Raw genomic sequence first — 16,665 nt, 5'->3', positions numbered from 1 at the left:
CCGCGATGTCGTCGACGAATCCGATCTGTGCCGGAATTATCGTTGTCCGGGGCAAGACCGGCTGATCGGCGCGGGAGAACTTACATTTCTTTGAGCTGCTACGTATTTCGGGGTTCCTACGCGCCGAACGGTGCGGGTGAGCTGCGTTGTTTCGCTCTGGCACGAGCGAGCGCGGAACGGAGTCCGAACCGGAGGTGTCCGGTCGACGACTTCAGCAGGTGTGTCTTCGGTGCGGCATCGGTCCAGAACTTCCGCTCCGACCGCGTCTCCGGCGCATCGTCGCTGGTTCGGCGCAGCCACCGGTCCGGCAGTGCGAGCGTGTACAGCGTTCGGTAGGACTGCCAGAACTGCCCGAATAGCGGACCGGAGGTGTAGGGCAGGTCGTACTTGTCGCAAACTGCGCGTACTCGCCCGGCGATCTCGGCGTAGCGGTTGCTCGGGAGGTCGGGGAACAGATGGTGCTCGATCTGGTAGCAAAGGTTGCCGGTCATGAAGGCGAGCACCGGTCCCGCCGAGATGTTGGCCGTGCCGAGTAGCTGGCGCAGGTACCACTCGCCGCGGGTCTCGTGCTCGAATTGCTCGATGGTGAATTTCTCCGCGCCGTCGGGAAAATGGCCACACATGATCACCAGGTAGGACCACAGATTGCGCAGCAGCAGCGCGCTGGCATTGGCCGTGAGGGTGTGCTTATAGGCCCGGCCGGTGAGTGCCGGGAAGAACAAGAAGTCCTTGCCGACCTGCCGGGCGATCTTGCTGACGAACTCGCGGTCCGGTTTGGACCAGATATCGCGGCGCGAGATGTTTGTATGTGTACGTTCGAGCGCCCAGTCGTGTAGCGCGATAATCCATTCGAAGAGCAGGGCCACGCCCAGCGCGAACACCGGCTGCATCAGGTGGATGGGGCGCCAAGGCTCGTCGCGTGTCATCCGCAGGACGACGAAGCTCAGATCCTCGTCCAACCCGACGACATTGGTGTAGGCGTGGTGGACGTAGTTGTGTGAGCGCTTCCAGTGCGCCGACGGGCCGACGAAGTCCCATTCCCAGGTGCTGGAATGGATTTCGGGGTCGTTCATCCAATCCCATTGGCCATGAGTGATGTTGTGCCCGAGCTCCATCATCTCGATGACCTTGGCGGCCGCGAGCAGTCCGGTGCCGAGCAGCCAAGCCGTTCGCCGCCTGCTCGCGAACAGTGTTGCGCGCCCGGCCATTTCCAGCGCGCGCTGCAGTTTGATCGTGCGCAGGATGTACGCGGTGTCCCGATCGCCGCGCGATTGCTCGACAGTTCGGCGGATCGCATCGAGTTCCGCGCACAGCGTCTCGACATCCGATTGGGTCAGATGGGCGTACGCCTTGATATCCGTTATCGCCACGGGCGACCTTTCGAAGTTCTGAGCAGACGGCGCCGACCATGGTGGGTCTGAAGGTCGATGAACACCGGAATGCTGCATGTATCAACGAGATCGGCGGCTGGGTGCTGCGGTACGCCAACCGCCGCCCTGAAGGTTGGCCCGCAAGAATGAGGGACTTCCGACCGAGGGTGGACCATAACGTTGAATAATGGCTCGTTCAATAGCCGAATCTATTATCTGGACGGAATTTTACATTCCTTTGAGCTGCAACCCATTTCGCCTCGTGCTGAATGACATTCCCGTTGATGGGAATATGTCATCCGATAAGTACATTCGGTCGGGTGCCTGGTCATGACGCTCGATTCATTGCCCACCGCGCAGGCGTCGAGCGATTGCTCGCGAGCTACCGCGGATTGCCTCCCGGAACTACCGTGCGGTTGGCAAAGAAGACATCCAACCTGTTCCGGACGAGGGCCGATACGGCCGTGCCCGGACTCGATGTCGGCGGCCTGGCCGGGATCATCGCCATCGAGCCGGACCGGATGACCGCGGATGTCGGTGGGATGACCACGTATGAGGACTTGGTGGCGGCCACGCTGCCCTACGGCCTCAGTCCGTTGGTGGTGCCGCAGTTGAAGACGATCACGGTCGGCGGAGCGGTTACCGGGATCGGAATCGAATCGAGTTCGTTCCGCAACGGCCTGCCGCACGAGTCGGTTCTGGAGATCGATGTGTTGACCGGGGCGGGGGAGATCGTTACCGCGAAACCCGCTGGCGCACATGCCGATCTATTTCATGGTTTCCCCAATTCGTATGGCACGCTGGGATATTCGACTAGGCTGCGCATCCGCTTGGAACCCGTGCGGCCGTACGTCGCGCTACGGCACCTGCGCTTTCGCGAGCTGTCCGAGCTGGTGTCGGCGATCGACCGGATTGTCGCCGAGCGCAGTCACGGTGGCGAGCGCGTCGACTACCTCGATGGGGTGGTGTTCGGCCGGGATGAGAGCTACCTCACGCTGGGCCGGCAAACCGATGAGCCGGGCCCGGTCAGCGACTACACCGGGATGGCCATCTACTACCAGTCCATCCGGACGCGCGATACCGACCGGCTGACTATCCATGATTACTTGTGGCGATGGGATACCGACTGGTTCTGGTGTTCACGGTACTTCGGCGCGCAGCACCCGTTCGTCCGTCGCTGCTGGCCAAAGCGCTACCTCCGCAGCAGTGTCTACTGGAAGCTGATTGCGCTCAATAACCGTTACCATATTGCCGACCGGCTGCGAGTATATAAAGGCGGCGCCCGGCCGGAACGCGTGATTCAGGATATCGAGGTGCCGATCGAGCGGACCGCGGAGTTCCTCGACTGGTTTTTATCTGAGATTCCCATCGAACCGGTCTGGTTGTGCCCGGTGCGATTGTGTGCGCCATCCGCAAGCGGCACAGCGCCGTGGCCGCTGTATCCGATTCCGGCCGAGAAAACCTATGTCAACGTGGGCTTCTGGTCGACCGTGCCGACCGCGGTCGATGCTCGCGAAGGTGCGATGAATCGGGAGATCGAAGGTAAAGTCGCCGACCTCGACGGACACAAATCACTGTACTCCGAAGCCTTCTACGAGAAAGTCGACTTCGACCGACTCTACGGCGGACATACCTACACGACTCTGAAAAAACGTTATGACCCCGAAAATAGATTGTTGGACCTTTACGCCAAGGTGGTAGAACGTAAATGACCATTCCCGAAGAACGCGCTGATGGCGGGATGACCAGTGGCAGGTTCGGATTCGCCGATATTCTGCAGACCTTCGCGGCCGGTGCCCTCCCCATACGTGTCACGGCGCACGACGGGAGTGTCGCCGGACCAGCGGATAGCCCGTTCGGTCTGCACATAAAGACGCCACGGGCGGTGAACTATCTGGCCACCGCGCCGGGACCGCTCGGCATGGCCCGCGCCTATGTCGGTGGTGACATGGAGGTCTCCGGTGTGCATCCGGGCGATCCGTACGAGTTTCTGCGGGCATCGGAGAACCTCCGAGTTCGGCGTCCGTCCGCGGCGGAATCGGTAAAGGCCGCCCGCGCGCTCGGCTGGCAGGCGTTTCGGCCCGTCGCGCCACCGCCGCAGGAAGCCCCGCCGCGCTGGCGACGGCTCGCGGACGGTGTGCGGCATTCGAAAACCCGGGACTCCGAGGCCATCCAGCATCACTACGACGTCTCGAATGCGTTCTACGAATATGTACTCGGGCCCTCGATGACCTATACCTGCGCGGCCTTCGGTGACCCGGCCTGGACGCTGGAACAGGCTCAAGACAATAAGTACCGGCTGGTGTTCGACAAACTGCGGCTGCGACCGGGCGACCGTTTGCTCGACATCGGGTGCGGTTGGGGTGGCATGGTCCGCTACACGGCCCGCCGCGGTGTGCGGGTGATCGGCGCGACTCTGTCGTCCGAGCAGGCGGATTGGGCCCAGAAGCAGATCGCCGAGGAGGGGCTGACCGATCTCGCGGAGGTCCGGCACTGCGACTACCGCGACATCCCGGAGACCGGCTTCGACGCGGTGTCCTCGATCGGGCTCACCGAGCACATCGGTGTACGCAACTACCCGTTCTACTTCCGGTTCATCCAGAGCAAGTTGCGCGCGGGCGGGCTGCTGCTCAACCACACCATCACCCGCAAGGACAACACTCGCGACGCCAAGGTGGGCGCGTTCATCGACCGATACGTGTTCCCCGACGGCGAGCTGATAGGCGTGGGTCGCGTCATTTCCGAGGTCCATGACGTCGGCTTCGAGGTCCGTCATGAGGAGAACTTGCGCGAGCACTACGCGGCCACCCTTGCGGCGTGGTGCGCGAACCTTGTCGACAATTGGGATGCCTGTGTGGCGGAGGTCGGCGAAGGCACGGCGAAACTGTGGGGTTTGTACATGGCCGCATGCCGCGTCGGTTTCGATCGCAACTTTCTTCAGCTGCACCAGATACTCGCCGTCAAACTCGACGCGCACGGTGAAGCCGCGCTGCCGCTGCGATCGTGGTGGGACGCGTGAACATGCGGATCGCCGAGGCATTGCGTGCGGTCCGGGACGACGGGGTGTGATCGTCATGCACGAACAACCTCAGGTGCCTGTCGAATGGACCGCAGCCGCCCGCAGTGGTGCGATTTCGGTGCGCACCACGGAACAGGGTCTGCCGCTTGGGATTTCGATCGAACCGGCGGAGCTGAAGCGGGACCCGCAGGCGTTGGCGGCCGAGGTGCTGCGGCTGTGCAGGCAGGCGGCGAACAGGGCCGGGATGGCGCGCAGGGCGGAGTTGGCGGCGGCGGGGGTGCCCGCGGAGATGTTGGCGCTGACCGGGTTGCCGACCGCCGAAGAAGTTGCGCGCCAAGAGATCGCCGAGGAACAAGACTATGAGACCGAGCCGGGTAGCTGGCTGCGGTCGGTGTAGTTCGAACCGCGAGAGGAGCTTTCGCCGTGTACGAGACCATGGATGAGCTGATGGCCGCCGTGCGGCAGCGGCTGTATCGGATCCGGGATCTGACCGACGATATGGCCGGGGTCCGTGCCGAGGAGACCGCGTCGAACGGCTCCATAACCGTGGCCGTCGACGGCAATGGGACGCTGCTGGATCTGCGGTTCTCCCAGGCTGTTTCGAGTATGTCGCCAACCGAGTTCGAATCGGTTCTGGTGGCTACCGCTGCCGCTGCCGTGCGGAGTGCGTTCGAACGGCGCGGTGAACTGGTCACAGCGTTCAATGAGGAAGTCGCCGAATAGCGACCGAGAGTTTGCGTTGGCAGGATAGGACTTTCGTCGAGAACCTCAAATTTGTGCAAATTTGCTTCCCGACTTCGCGATCGGGGTTGGTGGGTTCGTTGTCGTTAGTTCATTGTTGATAGCACATTTTGTTGGTCGAATTATTACTCGAGCGGGGATTTACGATGAGCGAACTCGTGGCAACACCTCATGCGATTCGCGCGTATGGGGACGCGGCGGTCGCGATGGCGACCACCGTCGCGACGGCAGCCGCGTTCGACCAGGTGGCAACCGTCGCCGCCGCGGCACCGGTCTTCGGTCTGATAGGCCAGGACTTCCTCATGGCATATGCCTACGCGCAGCAGGATCGGTGACGGCTTCGGAGGCTTCGGAGCCGTGGTTTAGCGATCGCTTGCGGGGCACTCGAGAAGGTCGGCAATACGGTCGGTCCGCTAGCGCTGCGCTGGCGGACCGACCGTACCGGGTTTATCGTGCCGCGGCGAGGGATTCGCCGATGTACCACATCTCCTCCGGGGTGGTGACCATATTGACTGTCGCGCTTGCTGTCGAGGTCCGCACCGTGATCACATTTGGAGCCGAAATATCTTGCACCAGCACGATATCGGCATCGAACTGCCCATCGGGCTGTTCGGGGGCGAGCACCTGCACGATGGTTGCGCCGCCGGTCGGCGCGGCGGGTTCGATGCCGTCGAAGACAACCACCGCCGCACCGGGGATGAGCGTGCTCGACGGCGCGGCAGGGGAGGCCGGATGATGTCCCGCACCCGCGAAGCGGGGTGCGAGCGAGAGCGAATGCGGCGCATCGACATTCGCGACCATGGTCTGCCAGGCTTCGGGCCGGTCGGTGTGCACGATGGTGTGCGCGCCGAGGGCGATGGCCCGCAGGATCACCTGCTGGGCCAGGTCCAGCCGGCCGATGACTTTCAGGTGCCGGGTGCCGTCGCCGATCAGTGGTACGGCAATGCCCTGTCCGGCGTCGTCGGCACCGATCAGTTGGCCGCATCCGGCAGTTGGCACCGCGATACCGTCGAGTGCGGTGAGCGGGCCACGGTAGTCGCCAGCGGTGTCGCCGCAGCGGTGCGCGGGCAGGCAATCCAGCAGCGCGTGGAACTGCTCGCCCGGCAGGGCACGCAGTCCGGTGACCGGTGGTTCTACCGGCTCGTCTATGGTGTCGAAGCGGATCAGTGCACCCAGTGTGATGGGCGTGTCGGTGTCGCCGCGCACCTCGCCTGGCCGTCTCGTACCGGGCCGCAGGCGCACAGTGACCGTGGTGGTCAGGCTCGGGGTGGCCCAGATATCGGCGAAGCCGCGCGATCCGATCAGCTCCGGGCCGATCTCATAGCTGGTGAGGTGAATGCCACCGTGCACCAGCGACTTCGGGGTTTCGGTGAATTCCTCCGGTGCGATACCACGGGTGAGTTCGCGCGCTGCGCCGTTCATTTCGGTCGCGGTCAGCACCGAAGCCGAAATATCCTGTGCGGCAAGTCGATTGGCCACCCGGCGGGTCGCGATGATCGCGGTTCGCAGCGCACCCGCACCGCCTCCGCCACGGTTGTCCACGGCCTCGGCATTGGCGAGCGGATCCAGCCGCAGCACCAGCCAGACCGTGCGATGCGCGATGGCGGGCAGTGGGCCGAGGATGCGGTCGTAGAGCTGGGCCACCGGTCCGCCGCCCGCGGTCCGCGCGCCGGTGCTGATCACATCGATCGAGGCCAGGTTGATATCGAATTGACTGAGGCAGCGACCGATTTCGGTGAGCGGAAGAACCTGGTCGGTGGACAGCGAGCCACGGCGCAGGAGGGTGAGCGTATCCGGTGGCGGGTTGATGTGCAGCATGGTCATGAGCAGGTCGCCGTCCCAGCACACGCCGTAACTGCCACCTTCCGGCAGTGGTACGTCGAAGGGGGATTGGCCGGTATCGGCCGCGCCGGGTCGGGCACGTCGCGAGCGGAAGGTGATCGCGCGCGCGGCAATGCCTGCTACATTGCGCGGGTCGCGGCGGCGCACTGGGGCGGCCCCGGCGCCTACGACAAATACTGCCAGACCGGCGATGACGTATGTCGGTGCACCGAATGCGGTGGCAATCCACGCGACCGCCGCGGCGACTGCGGCGAGCGGAATCGCGAGCCGCAGTGGGATTTCACGGAACAGCCAGTATTCCGGATCGCGCAAGGGTTTGTTCGTTATGTGCGCCGATTTGTTGTTTCCAGTTTCCGTACGGGCATTCGCACCGGATTTGGTATCTCGTTCGTTCACAGACTCGCCCACAATGGTTTGTGCCTACGGTTCGGGAATACAGTACCGCGCCACAACGGTATTCGCGCACCTAGCGCCTGGTTGCTAGATAGTTGCCTGATTGAAATGCCTGCACCGATTTGTGGTGCAATGTCGTCCATTCCTTCCCGTAGTTCGATGGAGACCATGTGCCGGCTCAGCTGACCACCAAGGCCCAGGTCAACGGCTACCGTTTTCTGCTGCGCCGACTCGATCACGCTCTGGTTCGACGCGATGTGCGGATGTTGCACGACCCGATGCGATCTCAGCTGCGTTCGATGCTCGTCGGCGCGATCCTCGGCGTGCTCGTGGTGGCCGGTGCGGCCATCCTGGCCTTCCTGCGGCCTCAGGGCTCGATCGGCGACGCGAACATCGTGATCGGCAAGGACAGCGGCGCGCTGTATGTGGTGGTGGCCGAATCCGAGGACAAGAAGGACGACAAACGCCTGCATCCGGTGCTCAACCTGGCCTCGGCCCGGCTGATCAGTGGCAGCGATGAATCGCCTAAATCGGTGAAGGATTCGAAGCTTTCGTCGATGCCGCGCGGTCCGATGCTCGGCATCCCGGGTGCGCCCGCGGCGCTGCCCGGTTCAATGCAGGGCGGTCGCTCGGACTGGTCGCTGTGCGAGACGGTGCAGCTCTCGATCACCGGCAGCGCGGCTGCGGCGACCGGCGTGGAAACCGCGGTTTTCGCGGGCAAACCCCAACTGGACGAACGCATCCGAACCATGGCGCCCTCGGATGCGCTCTTGGTGCGGCGAACGGACAAGCTCTACCTGATCTATGACGGCAAGCGTGCGGAGGTCGAGCCCGACGATTCGGTCATCGCGCGCTCGCTGGGGTTGCCCGGACACCGGCCGCGGCCCGTCGGCACCGGTCTGTTGGACGTGGCCATCGCGGTGCCGCCGCTGGCCGCACCCGATATTCCGCGGTCCGGTGAGCCCGGTCCCGGCAAACTTTCCGATGTGCCGATCGGCGGTGTCGTCGCCATCGGCGGCACAGGGCACACGGATCGGGCGCAGCTTTATGTTGTGCTGGCCGACGGTGTGCAGCCGATCTCGGATTTCACGGCGCAGGTCATTCGCGCCGCGAATTCCCAGGGCATGCGCGAGATCAAGGTGGTGCCCCCGGATGCACTGACCAATGTGCCAGTGTTACACGAGCTGTCCGTCGACCACTTCCCGGCGACCACGCCGAAGATCGTCTCCGCCGAGGACGCCCCGGTCACCTGCGTGGCCTGGGCGAAGAGCGCGGAACGTGGCAATGACGCCGCCGAAGGTCCGGCGGACCGGGCCGTGGTCACGCTGCTGGCGGGCACTGGACTCCCACTGCCTGATTCGGCGCAGCCGGTGCCATTGGCAACCGCCGATGGCACCGGCGATCGAGTCGATAACGTCTACATCCCACCGTCGTCTGGTGAATTCGTCCAGGTCACCGGAATGGAGGCGGGCAGTTTGCGGCGCGGCCCGCTGTTTTATGTGGCGGACAACGGAATCCGCTACGGCATCCCGGATGTCGCGGCGGCAATGGTGCTGGGCCTGGGCAACAGTCCGCGTCTGGCCCCGCAGTCGATCATCGCCGAGCTGGTACCCGGACCGACGCTGTCGAAGAACGATGCCCTGGTCCAGCGCGACGTTATCGGCACTGGAGCCAGCTGAGATAGATCCCCGCGGCGGACGAAGCCGCCGCGGGGATCTATCTCAGACGCCCAGCGAGGCCAGTACTCCGGTGAGTGCGGCCTGCATATCCGGTGTTTCGATGCGCATGAGTACGGTTTCGTCGACCGCGCTCAGGTCCAGTGTTTCGTCGTTGGCGAGGCGGAATTCGCGTTCCTCCTCGGCGGATTCGATGATGTTGCGCACGAATCGGCCGTTGCCGGCGAGGTCGATGCCGCGACGTGGCTGCCTGTTCTGGTCGACGCGTTCGGTGTTGTAGAGCCGTCCGCATGCCTCGATCAGCAGTTCCATTGCTTCCTCGGACAACTCGGAGTCGCGGGAGCGGGCGATCAGGCTGCCGATCTGCCCGAGTTCGGTCGGGGTGTAGGAGGGGAATTGCAGGCGTTTGGCGAAGCGTGAAGCCAGACCGTCGTTTGCGGCGAGTAGCCGGTCGATTTCGCCGTCGTAGCCGGCGATGATCACCACCAGCCGGTCGCGGTCGTTTTCCATCCTGGCCAGCAGGGTATCCACCGCCTCGCGGCCGAAGGCGTCACCGCCTTGCAGACCGGTCTGGATCAGCGTGTATGCCTCGTCGATGAAAAGCACACCGTCCATCGCGGTATCGATCAGCTTGTCGGTCTTGATCGCGGTGCCGCCGAGGTTCTGGCTGACGAAGTCCACGCGTTTGGCCTCGAGGACCTTGTCGGTCTTGAGTAGTCCTACGCCGCAATAGATTTTGGCCACCACCCGGGCGATGGTGGTCTTACCGGTGCCGGGGGGACCGGTGAAGGCCAGGTGGTTGCCGCGGGCCATGCTGGCCATACCCTTCTCGGCCCGGATCTTGGCTAGCTGCGCGGTCGCCTGCAACTTCGCGACCTGCGTTTTCACTGATTCGAGGCCGATCTGGGAATCCAGCTCGGCGCGCGCGTCGGTCAGGATCTTCTTGGCGCGGTCCTCGGCGTCGGCGGTCTGCATCGCCTCCACCGAGGGCGCCGACGCGGGATCCCAGCGGTCGGTGCGCGCGTCGATCGATTCCTTGGTGGTCACCGTGAGCCGGTAGGTGCGATCGCGCATGGCTGCGGTATTGGCGGCGAAATCCGGTGCCTGCGAATACACCTTCTCGAAAAGGGCCTGCGCCTGGGCCTCTTTACCGGTCTCGCGCAGGCACAGGCCACGGCAGAACATGGCGGTGGTCCGGGCCGCCGGGATCGGTCCCGCTTCGGCCTGTTCCATACGTCGGATGGCTTCGCCGAACAGGCCGAGCTGGGCGCATGCCGAGCCGACCATCACATGTGCGCCCGCCGCCAGATACGGGTCGTCCCATTCGGCGGATCCGGCGAGCACGGCCATCACATCGGGCCAGCGCTGGGTGTTGAAGTGCAGTACGCCACGGATATACGCGCAGATCCGGTCGTCGATCTCCCGATCGGTATCCGAGAGCATCGAGGCGCGGTGGGTGGCGAGTTCGTCGAGCACCTGTTCGGCCTCGTCGTACTCCTTCTCCGAAATCAGCTGTGCCGCTTGGGCCAGCCAGATTTCGGTGTAGCCGGCAAGCGGGTAGTCGATGTACAGCCCGGCCAGGAAGCGTCCGGCCAATGCCCGCGGCGCCAGCCCCAACCGGCGTTGCTCGCGGAAAAGTGTTGTCCCACTGTTCTTGTAGAGGTTGTAGAGCACCTCGGTGGTGACCTCACCCGCCGCGGCCCGGCCCAGCCAGGCGTCGCACATCGTCGGGTCCCACTCGGTGGCACGCGCAAACGCCAGTTTCGCGTACTCGAGATCGCGAGCCGATTCCTGTCCATCGATGGTCAGGCCCAGCGACAGGATTCCGGCGTCGAAGGCCCGTTGTGCTTGGCGGTTGCCGGTCATTGCTGTCAAACCCCGAAGTGTTGGTTGGAGCTATTGTCTACGTACATCTTCCGGACAGCTTAACGATCGCAACTGAACGGTCCGATGGACAGATTATGTTTTACTGGCGGTGGCTTGCAACGTGTGGGAATACCGCGTGCCATGCGAGCGAATTCATGCGAGAGTAGAGCTGGTCGTATGTTGGTCCGACAAATAGGTTGCTGAGATCAGTGTTGGGATCGTTCCGTAAGGCGTTGGGGTCGGTGCGCAATTGACCGAACCGTTGAGTAGCGGCACCCGCGCCGCCGAACCTGAACTGTGCCGAGTGTCCGTCATCGGGGGAAATACCCAGCTCGATGTCGGGCTTCCGGCGACCGTGCCTATCGCCACATTTATCGGTGATCTCGTCGCCCTGATCGAATCGCGCAATCCCGATGTGGTGGAGGGCGACGACGGCGGTACCCCACTGCATACCGAACACTGGACCCTGGCCCGGCTGGGCCGTGACGCCATCGCACCGAGCCGCAGCCTCTGCGAGGCCGAGGTGTTCGACGGCGAGCTGCTGGTGCTGCGCTCGGTCACCGCGAAGGAATCGCCCGCGCTCTTCGACGATGTCATCGATGCGGTATCCCGGCTCACCAGTGTCGATTTCCGCGGCTGGTCGCCCACCGCGGCCCGTTGGACCGGTCTGGTCGCCGCGGTGTCGGCGGTGCTGCTCGCGGTGGGGCTGCTCGCCGCTGGGCGTGCGCACGGCGGCGCTCTGGCCGCGCCCTTCCTCGCGACCGGTGTCGCCATCATCGCTGCCGTCGCGGCGGGTATCGCGGCGCGTAAGTACGCGGATCAATTGACGGCTACCTGGTTGTCACTGTGCGCGCTGCTGTTGTTCTTCGGCGGCGCAGCACTATTCGTGCCAGGCGACCTCGGCAGTCCGCATCTGCTGCTCGGCTGTTCGGTCACCTTGGTGGCCGCGGCGGTGATCTATCGCGCCACCGCGACCGGTGCCGCGCTCACCGCCGCCACCGTGACCGTCGCACTGTTCGGCGGATTCGCCGCACTCGTGCGGATGATCTGGAATTTCGACCTGCCCAAGATCTCCGCCGCCATCCTGGTGGTGGCCATCACACTGATCTCCGCGGTGCCGCGGCTTGCGGCGGTGCTGGCCCGGCTGCCGATCCCGCCGGTGCCGACCGCGGGTGGCGCGATCGATCCGGCCGATCACGAACCACGCCCCACCATCGAAGGTATCGGCGCGATCGGCGCGACGGCACTGCCCTCGGCCGCCGGACTCGGTGAGCGGGCCAGGGCCGCCAACCAGTACCAGACCGGTATGCTCATCGCCTGCGCCATTGCCGCGGTCGTCGGTGCGCTCGGCGCCGCTGATCCGCTGGGATCCGCACGCTGGCAAGGGATTACCCTCGCCGTCATCGCAGCGGTGATCATCGGTCTGCGCGGCCGTTGTTTCGCCGACCTGGTGCAGGCCGGTGCGCTGATCGCGGGCGGCTGCGTCGTAGTCGTCGGCCTGGTTACCGGACTGGCCCTGGGCGATTCGGATCTGCTGCTGCTCGCGGGTGTGCTGCTGCTGGCCTTCGCTGCGGGGGTGCTGGCGTTCGGAGTGATCGGTCCGCACCTCGAGGTGACGCCGGTGACCCGACGAGCCATGGAGATCACCGAATATCTGCTGATCATCGCGGTGATCCCGCTGGTGCTGTGGATCATGGGAGTGTATTCGATGGCCAGGAACATATGACTGCTCGGGCGAGCGAGCCCGGCTGGCGGCGCGGAACCGGAATCGTCTGCGCTGCAGCGGTTCTCGGTGCATCGATGCTCGGTTGGTCTGCTCCGGCCGGTGCGGTCCCGCCACCGACTATCGACCCGGGCGCACTCGGGCCCGCGCAGGCGCTCAGCGGTCGGCCCGCGCCCTTGGAGCCGACCGAGCAAAAGGTCGTCTGCGCCGAACTGTCGCTCATCGGTGGTCCACCCGCGGAACCGCCGCTGCCGCAGCGTGTGCTCGACCTGCCCGCGGCTTGGCAATTCAGTCGCGGTGCGGGACAAAAGATTGCGGTCATCGACACCGGCGTGAACCGGCATCCGCGACTGCCCACACTGCAAGCCGGTGGCGACTATGTTTCCGACAGTGACGGCACCGTCGACTGCGACGGCCACGGCACCCTCGTCGCCGGCATTATCGCCGCGCGCCCGAGCCCGGAGGATGCCTTCGTCGGCGTCGCGCCCGATGCCGAGATCCTCACCATCCGCCAATTGAGCACGCACTATGAGCGCAAGGATCGCGCGGGCGGCGATCAGCCGCCGGATGCCATGGTGCCCTCCGGCTACGGCAGTGTGCTCGGCTTGGCAGCCTCGGTGGTGCGCGCCGTCGATATGGGTGCCACGGTTATCAATATTTCCGAAGTCTCTTGCAGCGCAGCCGGAACCGACACCGCCGACGTTCCGCTCGGTGCCGCGGTGAAGTACGCCTACGACCACAACGTCGTGGTAGTCGCTGCAGCGGGCAATGTGGAGAACGGCGGCGCATGCGAGAAGCAGAACGACGGTGACGGCTGGGACAGCGTGCAGACCATCGCCAGTCCCGCGTGGTTCCAGCCCTACGTCCTGACCGTGGCCTCCATCGATCCGAACGGCGCGCCCTCGGCGCTTTCGCTGCACGGGCCGTGGGTCGGCGCCGCCGCCATCGGGCGCAATATCGTCTCGCTCGACAATAAGCCGGGCGGTACCGGACTGGTCAACGGCGCGGTCACCCAGGAGGGCACCGGAACCATCCAGGGCACCAGTTTCGCCGCACCCTATGTCGCCGGGCTCGCCGCACTGGTCCGCTCCCGTTTCCCGGAGCTTACTGCCGGACAGGTGATCGATCGAATTACCCGCACCGCACAAGCGCCCGGCCCGGGCCGCGACGATCGGGTCGGCCACGGCCTGATCGATCCGCTGGCCGCACTCACCGCACAACTCCCGGATAAGCCGGTCAGCGTCGGCGCCGATACCCCGCGTGTCATGGCGGCCCCGGTCCATCCTGCGGGACCCGATCCGCTGCCGCGACGTATCGCGATCATCGGCTCGGTCACCTGTCTGATCGTGCTGGGACTCGGTGCGGCGCTGTCGATCCCGTTCCGGCGCGCTCGCGGTTCCGCTGACCTCGAGTCCGAAGCAACCTGAGCACCGAAGGCCGACGACTACGTCGCTGTGCGCCGCAGCCCTAATGTTTTGCTCTTGCACCGGCGCAGCGTCGACCGACACGGCGTGCCCCTCGAACGAGTCCGCGCCCGCTACTTGGGGTGACTGCATCGCCCTCGAAGCGCAACTCGGCGAATCGGGTCTGGAGTGGGATGCGGCCGCTGCTTGCCACGTCCAGGTTGACCGAGATGCCAGACTTCTTCTTGAATTCGTCGAATTGGGGTCGTGTACCAGCCGCCGACCCCGTCTGCGGAATAGACGGTGATGTCTCGCCGCCGCTGTCGGCCACAGGCCGCGGTGAGCACGATGGCGGTGACGGCCAGCGCGGTCCGGGAAATGGTGCGTGCCATATAGCCCTGCGTGTTCGAAGTACGCAGATGACTACAACTTTCGGTTCGTGTCGGGTTGGAATCGAAGGGGCGGGGATTCGGGCCGATCAGATTCGGTCGAGGATCAAGACCGCGAATTCGGTAACCGAGGCCACCACATGGGTGGCTCCCGCCGCAAGCAACTGCGCTGCGCCATGTGCGCCGGTCAGCGTCCCTGCGACGATTCGCGCACCGGCGGCCAGACCGCTGGCGATATTCGACGCCGCGAAGACGCTGTTCAGTGGCGGGAAGTCTTGTGCCGCAATATTATTCAGCCCAGGTGTCGCCGCAGCTGGTCTACCCTCTTGACCTGGACGATTGATGGGACCTCAAGAAACTGTCAAAAGTCGGTCGCTCAGCTATTTACTTCCGGTCGCTACCGGGTGCAGGACGCTCTACCAGAAATTACAGCTTCCTGCACTCGAACCCGCGCACGCCTGAACCCCTGGCCACCGTCCGGGCATCCGCCACAGCACAAAACCACCCGTCAACTCCAGGAGTGAATATTTTACTCAATTCTGAGTGTGGTCTCGTCTGGTATGCCTGTGATGTCAATTGCGCTTGTGGATCAGCGCGTCACCCGGATGAATATCAGCGGCGTGTAAATTTCTGCGGCAGTTGATATCTCGCCGTGCACGGCCAACCTTTCGCGTGACAGCTGTGGTTTCATCGATGACGACGTGCAGCACCAACGGGGGGCTCACGTTGCAGAAGGAAAGGTATTCATGTTCATCACTATCTCGAGGCGCAGCCGCCGGACCGTGGCGCGCGTAGCTATCGCGGGTGTCTTTGCCGCTATTCCCCTTGCGGCCGTTGCGGTTCCCGCCACCGCCGCGCCGAGCGACACGATTGCCACCGTAGGTGTGCCGCTGGAGGTTCCGGCGGTATCGGATGATGTTCCCGTGGGCCAAGAGGTGCGCCATCCGCACCACCCGCCGCGTCATATGCCGTGCACCATGTCATTCGGCTGCTGATGTAACACGGTGAGGGCCGCTCCCGTACGGGCGCGGCCCCACGCTGTGTACACCCGGCAAGGGTGGTGGAGTAGATCCCTACGACGTGGCACTGCTGCCGCGTCGGGTGTGCGGGCCGGTACACGGAATGAGTGGGAATATCTGGCTCGCCTGGGCGCAGCACAATGCGATTCCCTCGAGCGATTGTAAAAAGTCGACCGATCTGCTTCTGCGGGTTTCATCCGAGTGATGATGCCGAGCCGCCGATCTGGCCGGCCAATCTCCCGCAGTACATGGCGCGGTATATCTTCCGATCGTCGAACCCGGCCACACCATCAACGCCAACGGCCCGATCGCCGGCGACCGGCCCGACTGCGCGCTCTCGCTTTCGCCATCGGCCCGGAACTCGGCGAGATCGACACACTGAACGGCAGTGTGCAGTTCCTTCAGGTCGTCGGGCTGACGTCGGAGGAATACCAAGCAGCCCAGGGTGGCAATGCGCCTGCACTGCTGCAGCGGCTGTCGCCCAGTATTCCCTTGTACAGCACCGATATCGACCGCGGCCCGTTGGTGCCGCCGCGGTGAATGAACCGCCGCACCGGTCGCCCGGCCCGATGACTGCCATCACAGTCGCACGAGAGGATGTCCCAGTGTCCGCACCACCCATACTGCGTGGGGTGTACCAAGACCTTCAGGCCAACTGGGGCCCGGAGAATGACGGCTACCTGTTCGACAACGGGCCGTCTCCCGTCGATCGGCTCGATGTGGTCGTCTATCGGCCGACCGATGCCATTGCGATGACGTCGTTCGCCACCATCGGCATGGCTATCGAGGAGATGCCCGCGCCTTCTGGGCGCAGTCGCGGCTTGCGCGCCGAACTCCGGTTCGCGCGGCGCGGATCGCTCGACAAAGAGCAGGAGCAGGCTATCGCACGACAACTGGCCAACATCGCGATCTATCCGTGGCGCCCCGGTGGTGGGCTGGATTGGGGCCATATGGTGGGACTCGTCGACGACTTTCCCACGTTTCCCGGTTGCCGAGCGGTCTTCCTGTCCGGCCCTTTCGTTCCCGACGGTCAGGATTGTGTGCGGATCGGCGACGAGGTAGTACGGATCATGAACGTCGTGCCGATTACCGAGGCCGAGCGGGAACGGGCGCGCACGATGCTGCCGGGTGACTTCTTCTACGATCTCCTCGACAGCACCGATGTCTTCAGTGCCCGAACAGATACCGGCACCGAGGTGTGACCGCAGACATTGATCACATCGG

14 protein-coding genes and 1 pseudogene are annotated in these 16,665 nt (G+C 64.4%); 11 read left to right on the top strand and 4 right to left on the bottom strand.

Going from position 1 to position 16,665, the window contains the following annotated elements:
- Nucleotides 1-116: 116 nt before the first annotated feature.
- Nucleotides 117-1,370 carry an acyl-CoA desaturase gene (locus tag OIE68_RS20775; protein WP_327101014.1) on the bottom strand — a complete coding sequence of 418 codons (1,254 nt, stop codon included), beginning with the start codon at nt 1,368-1,370 and terminating at the stop codon, nt 117-119.
- Between the two features lie 269 nt (nt 1,371-1,639).
- On the opposite strand from OIE68_RS20775, the gene OIE68_RS20770 reads away from it, so the two are divergent.
- The 5 genes from OIE68_RS20770 (at nt 1,640) to OIE68_RS20750 (ending at nt 5,465) form a co-directional block, all read left to right on the top strand.
- On the top strand, nt 1,640-3,082 hold the full coding sequence (locus OIE68_RS20770) for an FAD-binding oxidoreductase (protein ID WP_419150727.1): 1,443 nt from the start codon (nt 1,640-1,642) through the stop codon (nt 3,080-3,082).
- A gap of 29 nt (nt 3,083-3,111) precedes the next feature.
- Nucleotides 3,112-4,389, top strand: coding sequence for a class I SAM-dependent methyltransferase (locus tag OIE68_RS20765; RefSeq protein ID WP_419150779.1), 1,278 nt, complete (start codon nt 3,112-3,114; stop codon nt 4,387-4,389).
- A gap of 55 nt (nt 4,390-4,444) precedes the next feature.
- Nucleotides 4,445-4,786 carry a hypothetical protein gene (locus OIE68_RS20760; protein WP_327101011.1) on the top strand — a complete coding sequence of 114 codons (342 nt, stop codon included), beginning with the start codon at nt 4,445-4,447 and terminating at the stop codon, nt 4,784-4,786.
- Nucleotides 4,787-4,812: 26 nt separating this feature from the next.
- Nucleotides 4,813-5,112, top strand: coding sequence for a YbaB/EbfC family nucleoid-associated protein (locus OIE68_RS20755; protein ID WP_327101010.1), 300 nt, complete (start codon nt 4,813-4,815; stop codon nt 5,110-5,112).
- Nucleotides 5,113-5,276: 164 nt separating this feature from the next.
- Nucleotides 5,277-5,465: a hypothetical protein gene (locus OIE68_RS20750; protein ID WP_327101009.1), complete on the top strand. Its 189-nt coding sequence runs from the start codon at nt 5,277-5,279 to the stop codon at nt 5,463-5,465.
- Between the two features lie 112 nt (nt 5,466-5,577).
- On the opposite strand, the gene eccE is transcribed toward OIE68_RS20750, so the two are convergent.
- Nucleotides 5,578-7,368 (bottom strand): type VII secretion protein EccE, encoded by a 1,791-nt coding sequence (gene eccE / locus OIE68_RS20745; protein ID WP_327101008.1) that lies wholly within the window; start codon nt 7,366-7,368, stop codon nt 5,578-5,580.
- Nucleotides 7,369-7,535: 167 nt separating this feature from the next.
- Here eccE and eccB point away from each other — a divergent pair, with 167 nt between their 5' ends.
- Entirely contained in the window at nt 7,536-9,044 is a 1,509-nt protein-coding gene (eccB, locus tag OIE68_RS20740; RefSeq protein WP_327101007.1) for a type VII secretion protein EccB, read from the top strand.
- A 42-nt stretch (nt 9,045-9,086) separates the two neighbouring features.
- Here the strand turns inward: eccB and eccA are convergent, their stop codons facing one another.
- Nucleotides 9,087-10,907, bottom strand: a complete 1,821-nt coding sequence (gene eccA, locus OIE68_RS20735) for a type VII secretion AAA-ATPase EccA (RefSeq protein WP_327101742.1) — start codon at nt 10,905-10,907, stop codon at nt 9,087-9,089.
- A gap of 250 nt (nt 10,908-11,157) precedes the next feature.
- On the opposite strand from eccA, the gene eccD reads away from it, so the two are divergent.
- Both eccD and mycP read left to right on the top strand, forming a co-directional pair.
- Entirely contained in the window at nt 11,158-12,633 is a 1,476-nt protein-coding gene (gene eccD, locus OIE68_RS20730; RefSeq protein ID WP_327101006.1) for a type VII secretion integral membrane protein EccD, read from the top strand.
- Entirely contained in the window at nt 12,630-14,057 is a 1,428-nt protein-coding gene (gene mycP / locus OIE68_RS20725) for a type VII secretion-associated serine protease mycosin (protein ID WP_327101005.1), read from the top strand. Before eccD ends, mycP begins: the two co-directional genes overlap by 4 nt.
- A 454-nt stretch (nt 14,058-14,511) precedes the next feature.
- Here mycP and OIE68_RS20720 read toward each other — a convergent pair.
- Nucleotides 14,512-14,667 (bottom strand): annotated as a pseudogene (locus OIE68_RS20720) (haloacid dehalogenase); the annotation flags it as partial.
- Nucleotides 14,668-15,168: 501 nt separating this feature from the next.
- Between OIE68_RS20720 and OIE68_RS20715 the strand changes: the two are divergent.
- The 3 genes from OIE68_RS20715 to OIE68_RS20705 all read left to right on the top strand — a co-directional run bounded on the left by OIE68_RS20715 (nt 15,169) and on the right by OIE68_RS20705 (nt 16,643).
- Nucleotides 15,169-15,417: a hypothetical protein gene (locus tag OIE68_RS20715; protein ID WP_327101004.1), complete on the top strand. Its 249-nt coding sequence runs from the start codon at nt 15,169-15,171 to the stop codon at nt 15,415-15,417.
- Nucleotides 15,418-15,645: 228 nt separating this feature from the next.
- On the top strand, nt 15,646-15,981 hold the full coding sequence (locus tag OIE68_RS20710) for a suppressor of fused domain protein (protein ID WP_327101003.1): 336 nt from the start codon (nt 15,646-15,648) through the stop codon (nt 15,979-15,981).
- 65 nt (nt 15,982-16,046) lie between these two features.
- The gene (locus OIE68_RS20705; protein WP_327101002.1) at nt 16,047-16,643 is read left to right on the top strand and encodes a suppressor of fused domain protein; all 597 of its coding nucleotides are present in this window, start codon (nt 16,047-16,049) and stop codon (nt 16,641-16,643) included.
- The last annotated feature ends 22 nt before the right edge of the window (nt 16,644-16,665 follow it).

The sequence above is a fragment of the Nocardia vinacea genome, from assembly GCF_035920345.1.
Lineage (GTDB): Bacteria > Actinomycetota > Actinomycetes > Mycobacteriales > Mycobacteriaceae > Nocardia > Nocardia vinacea_A.
This window is presented reverse-complemented; position numbering and strand designations above follow the sequence as displayed.

Excerpts from the sequence above, each read along its gene's own strand:
- OIE68_RS20770 (WP_419150727.1), top strand. The coding sequence starts at position 1,640 with ATGACATTCCCGTTGATGGGAATATGTCATCCGATAAGTACATTCGGT.
- OIE68_RS20765 (WP_419150779.1), top strand. The coding sequence starts at position 3,112 with ATGACCAGTGGCAGGTTCGGATTCGCCGATATTCTGCAGACCTTCGCG.
- OIE68_RS20760 (WP_327101011.1), top strand. The coding sequence starts at position 4,445 with ATGCACGAACAACCTCAGGTGCCTGTCGAATGGACCGCAGCCGCCCGC.
- OIE68_RS20750 (WP_327101009.1), top strand. The coding sequence starts at position 5,277 with ATGAGCGAACTCGTGGCAACACCTCATGCGATTCGCGCGTATGGGGAC.
- eccA (WP_327101742.1), bottom strand. The coding sequence starts at position 10,907 with ATGACCGGCAACCGCCAAGCACAACGGGCCTTCGACGCCGGAATCCTG.
- mycP (WP_327101005.1), top strand. The coding sequence starts at position 12,630 with ATGACTGCTCGGGCGAGCGAGCCCGGCTGGCGGCGCGGAACCGGAATC.
- OIE68_RS20715 (WP_327101004.1), top strand. The coding sequence starts at position 15,169 with ATGTTCATCACTATCTCGAGGCGCAGCCGCCGGACCGTGGCGCGCGTA.
- OIE68_RS20710 (WP_327101003.1), top strand. The coding sequence starts at position 15,646 with ATGATGCCGAGCCGCCGATCTGGCCGGCCAATCTCCCGCAGTACATGG.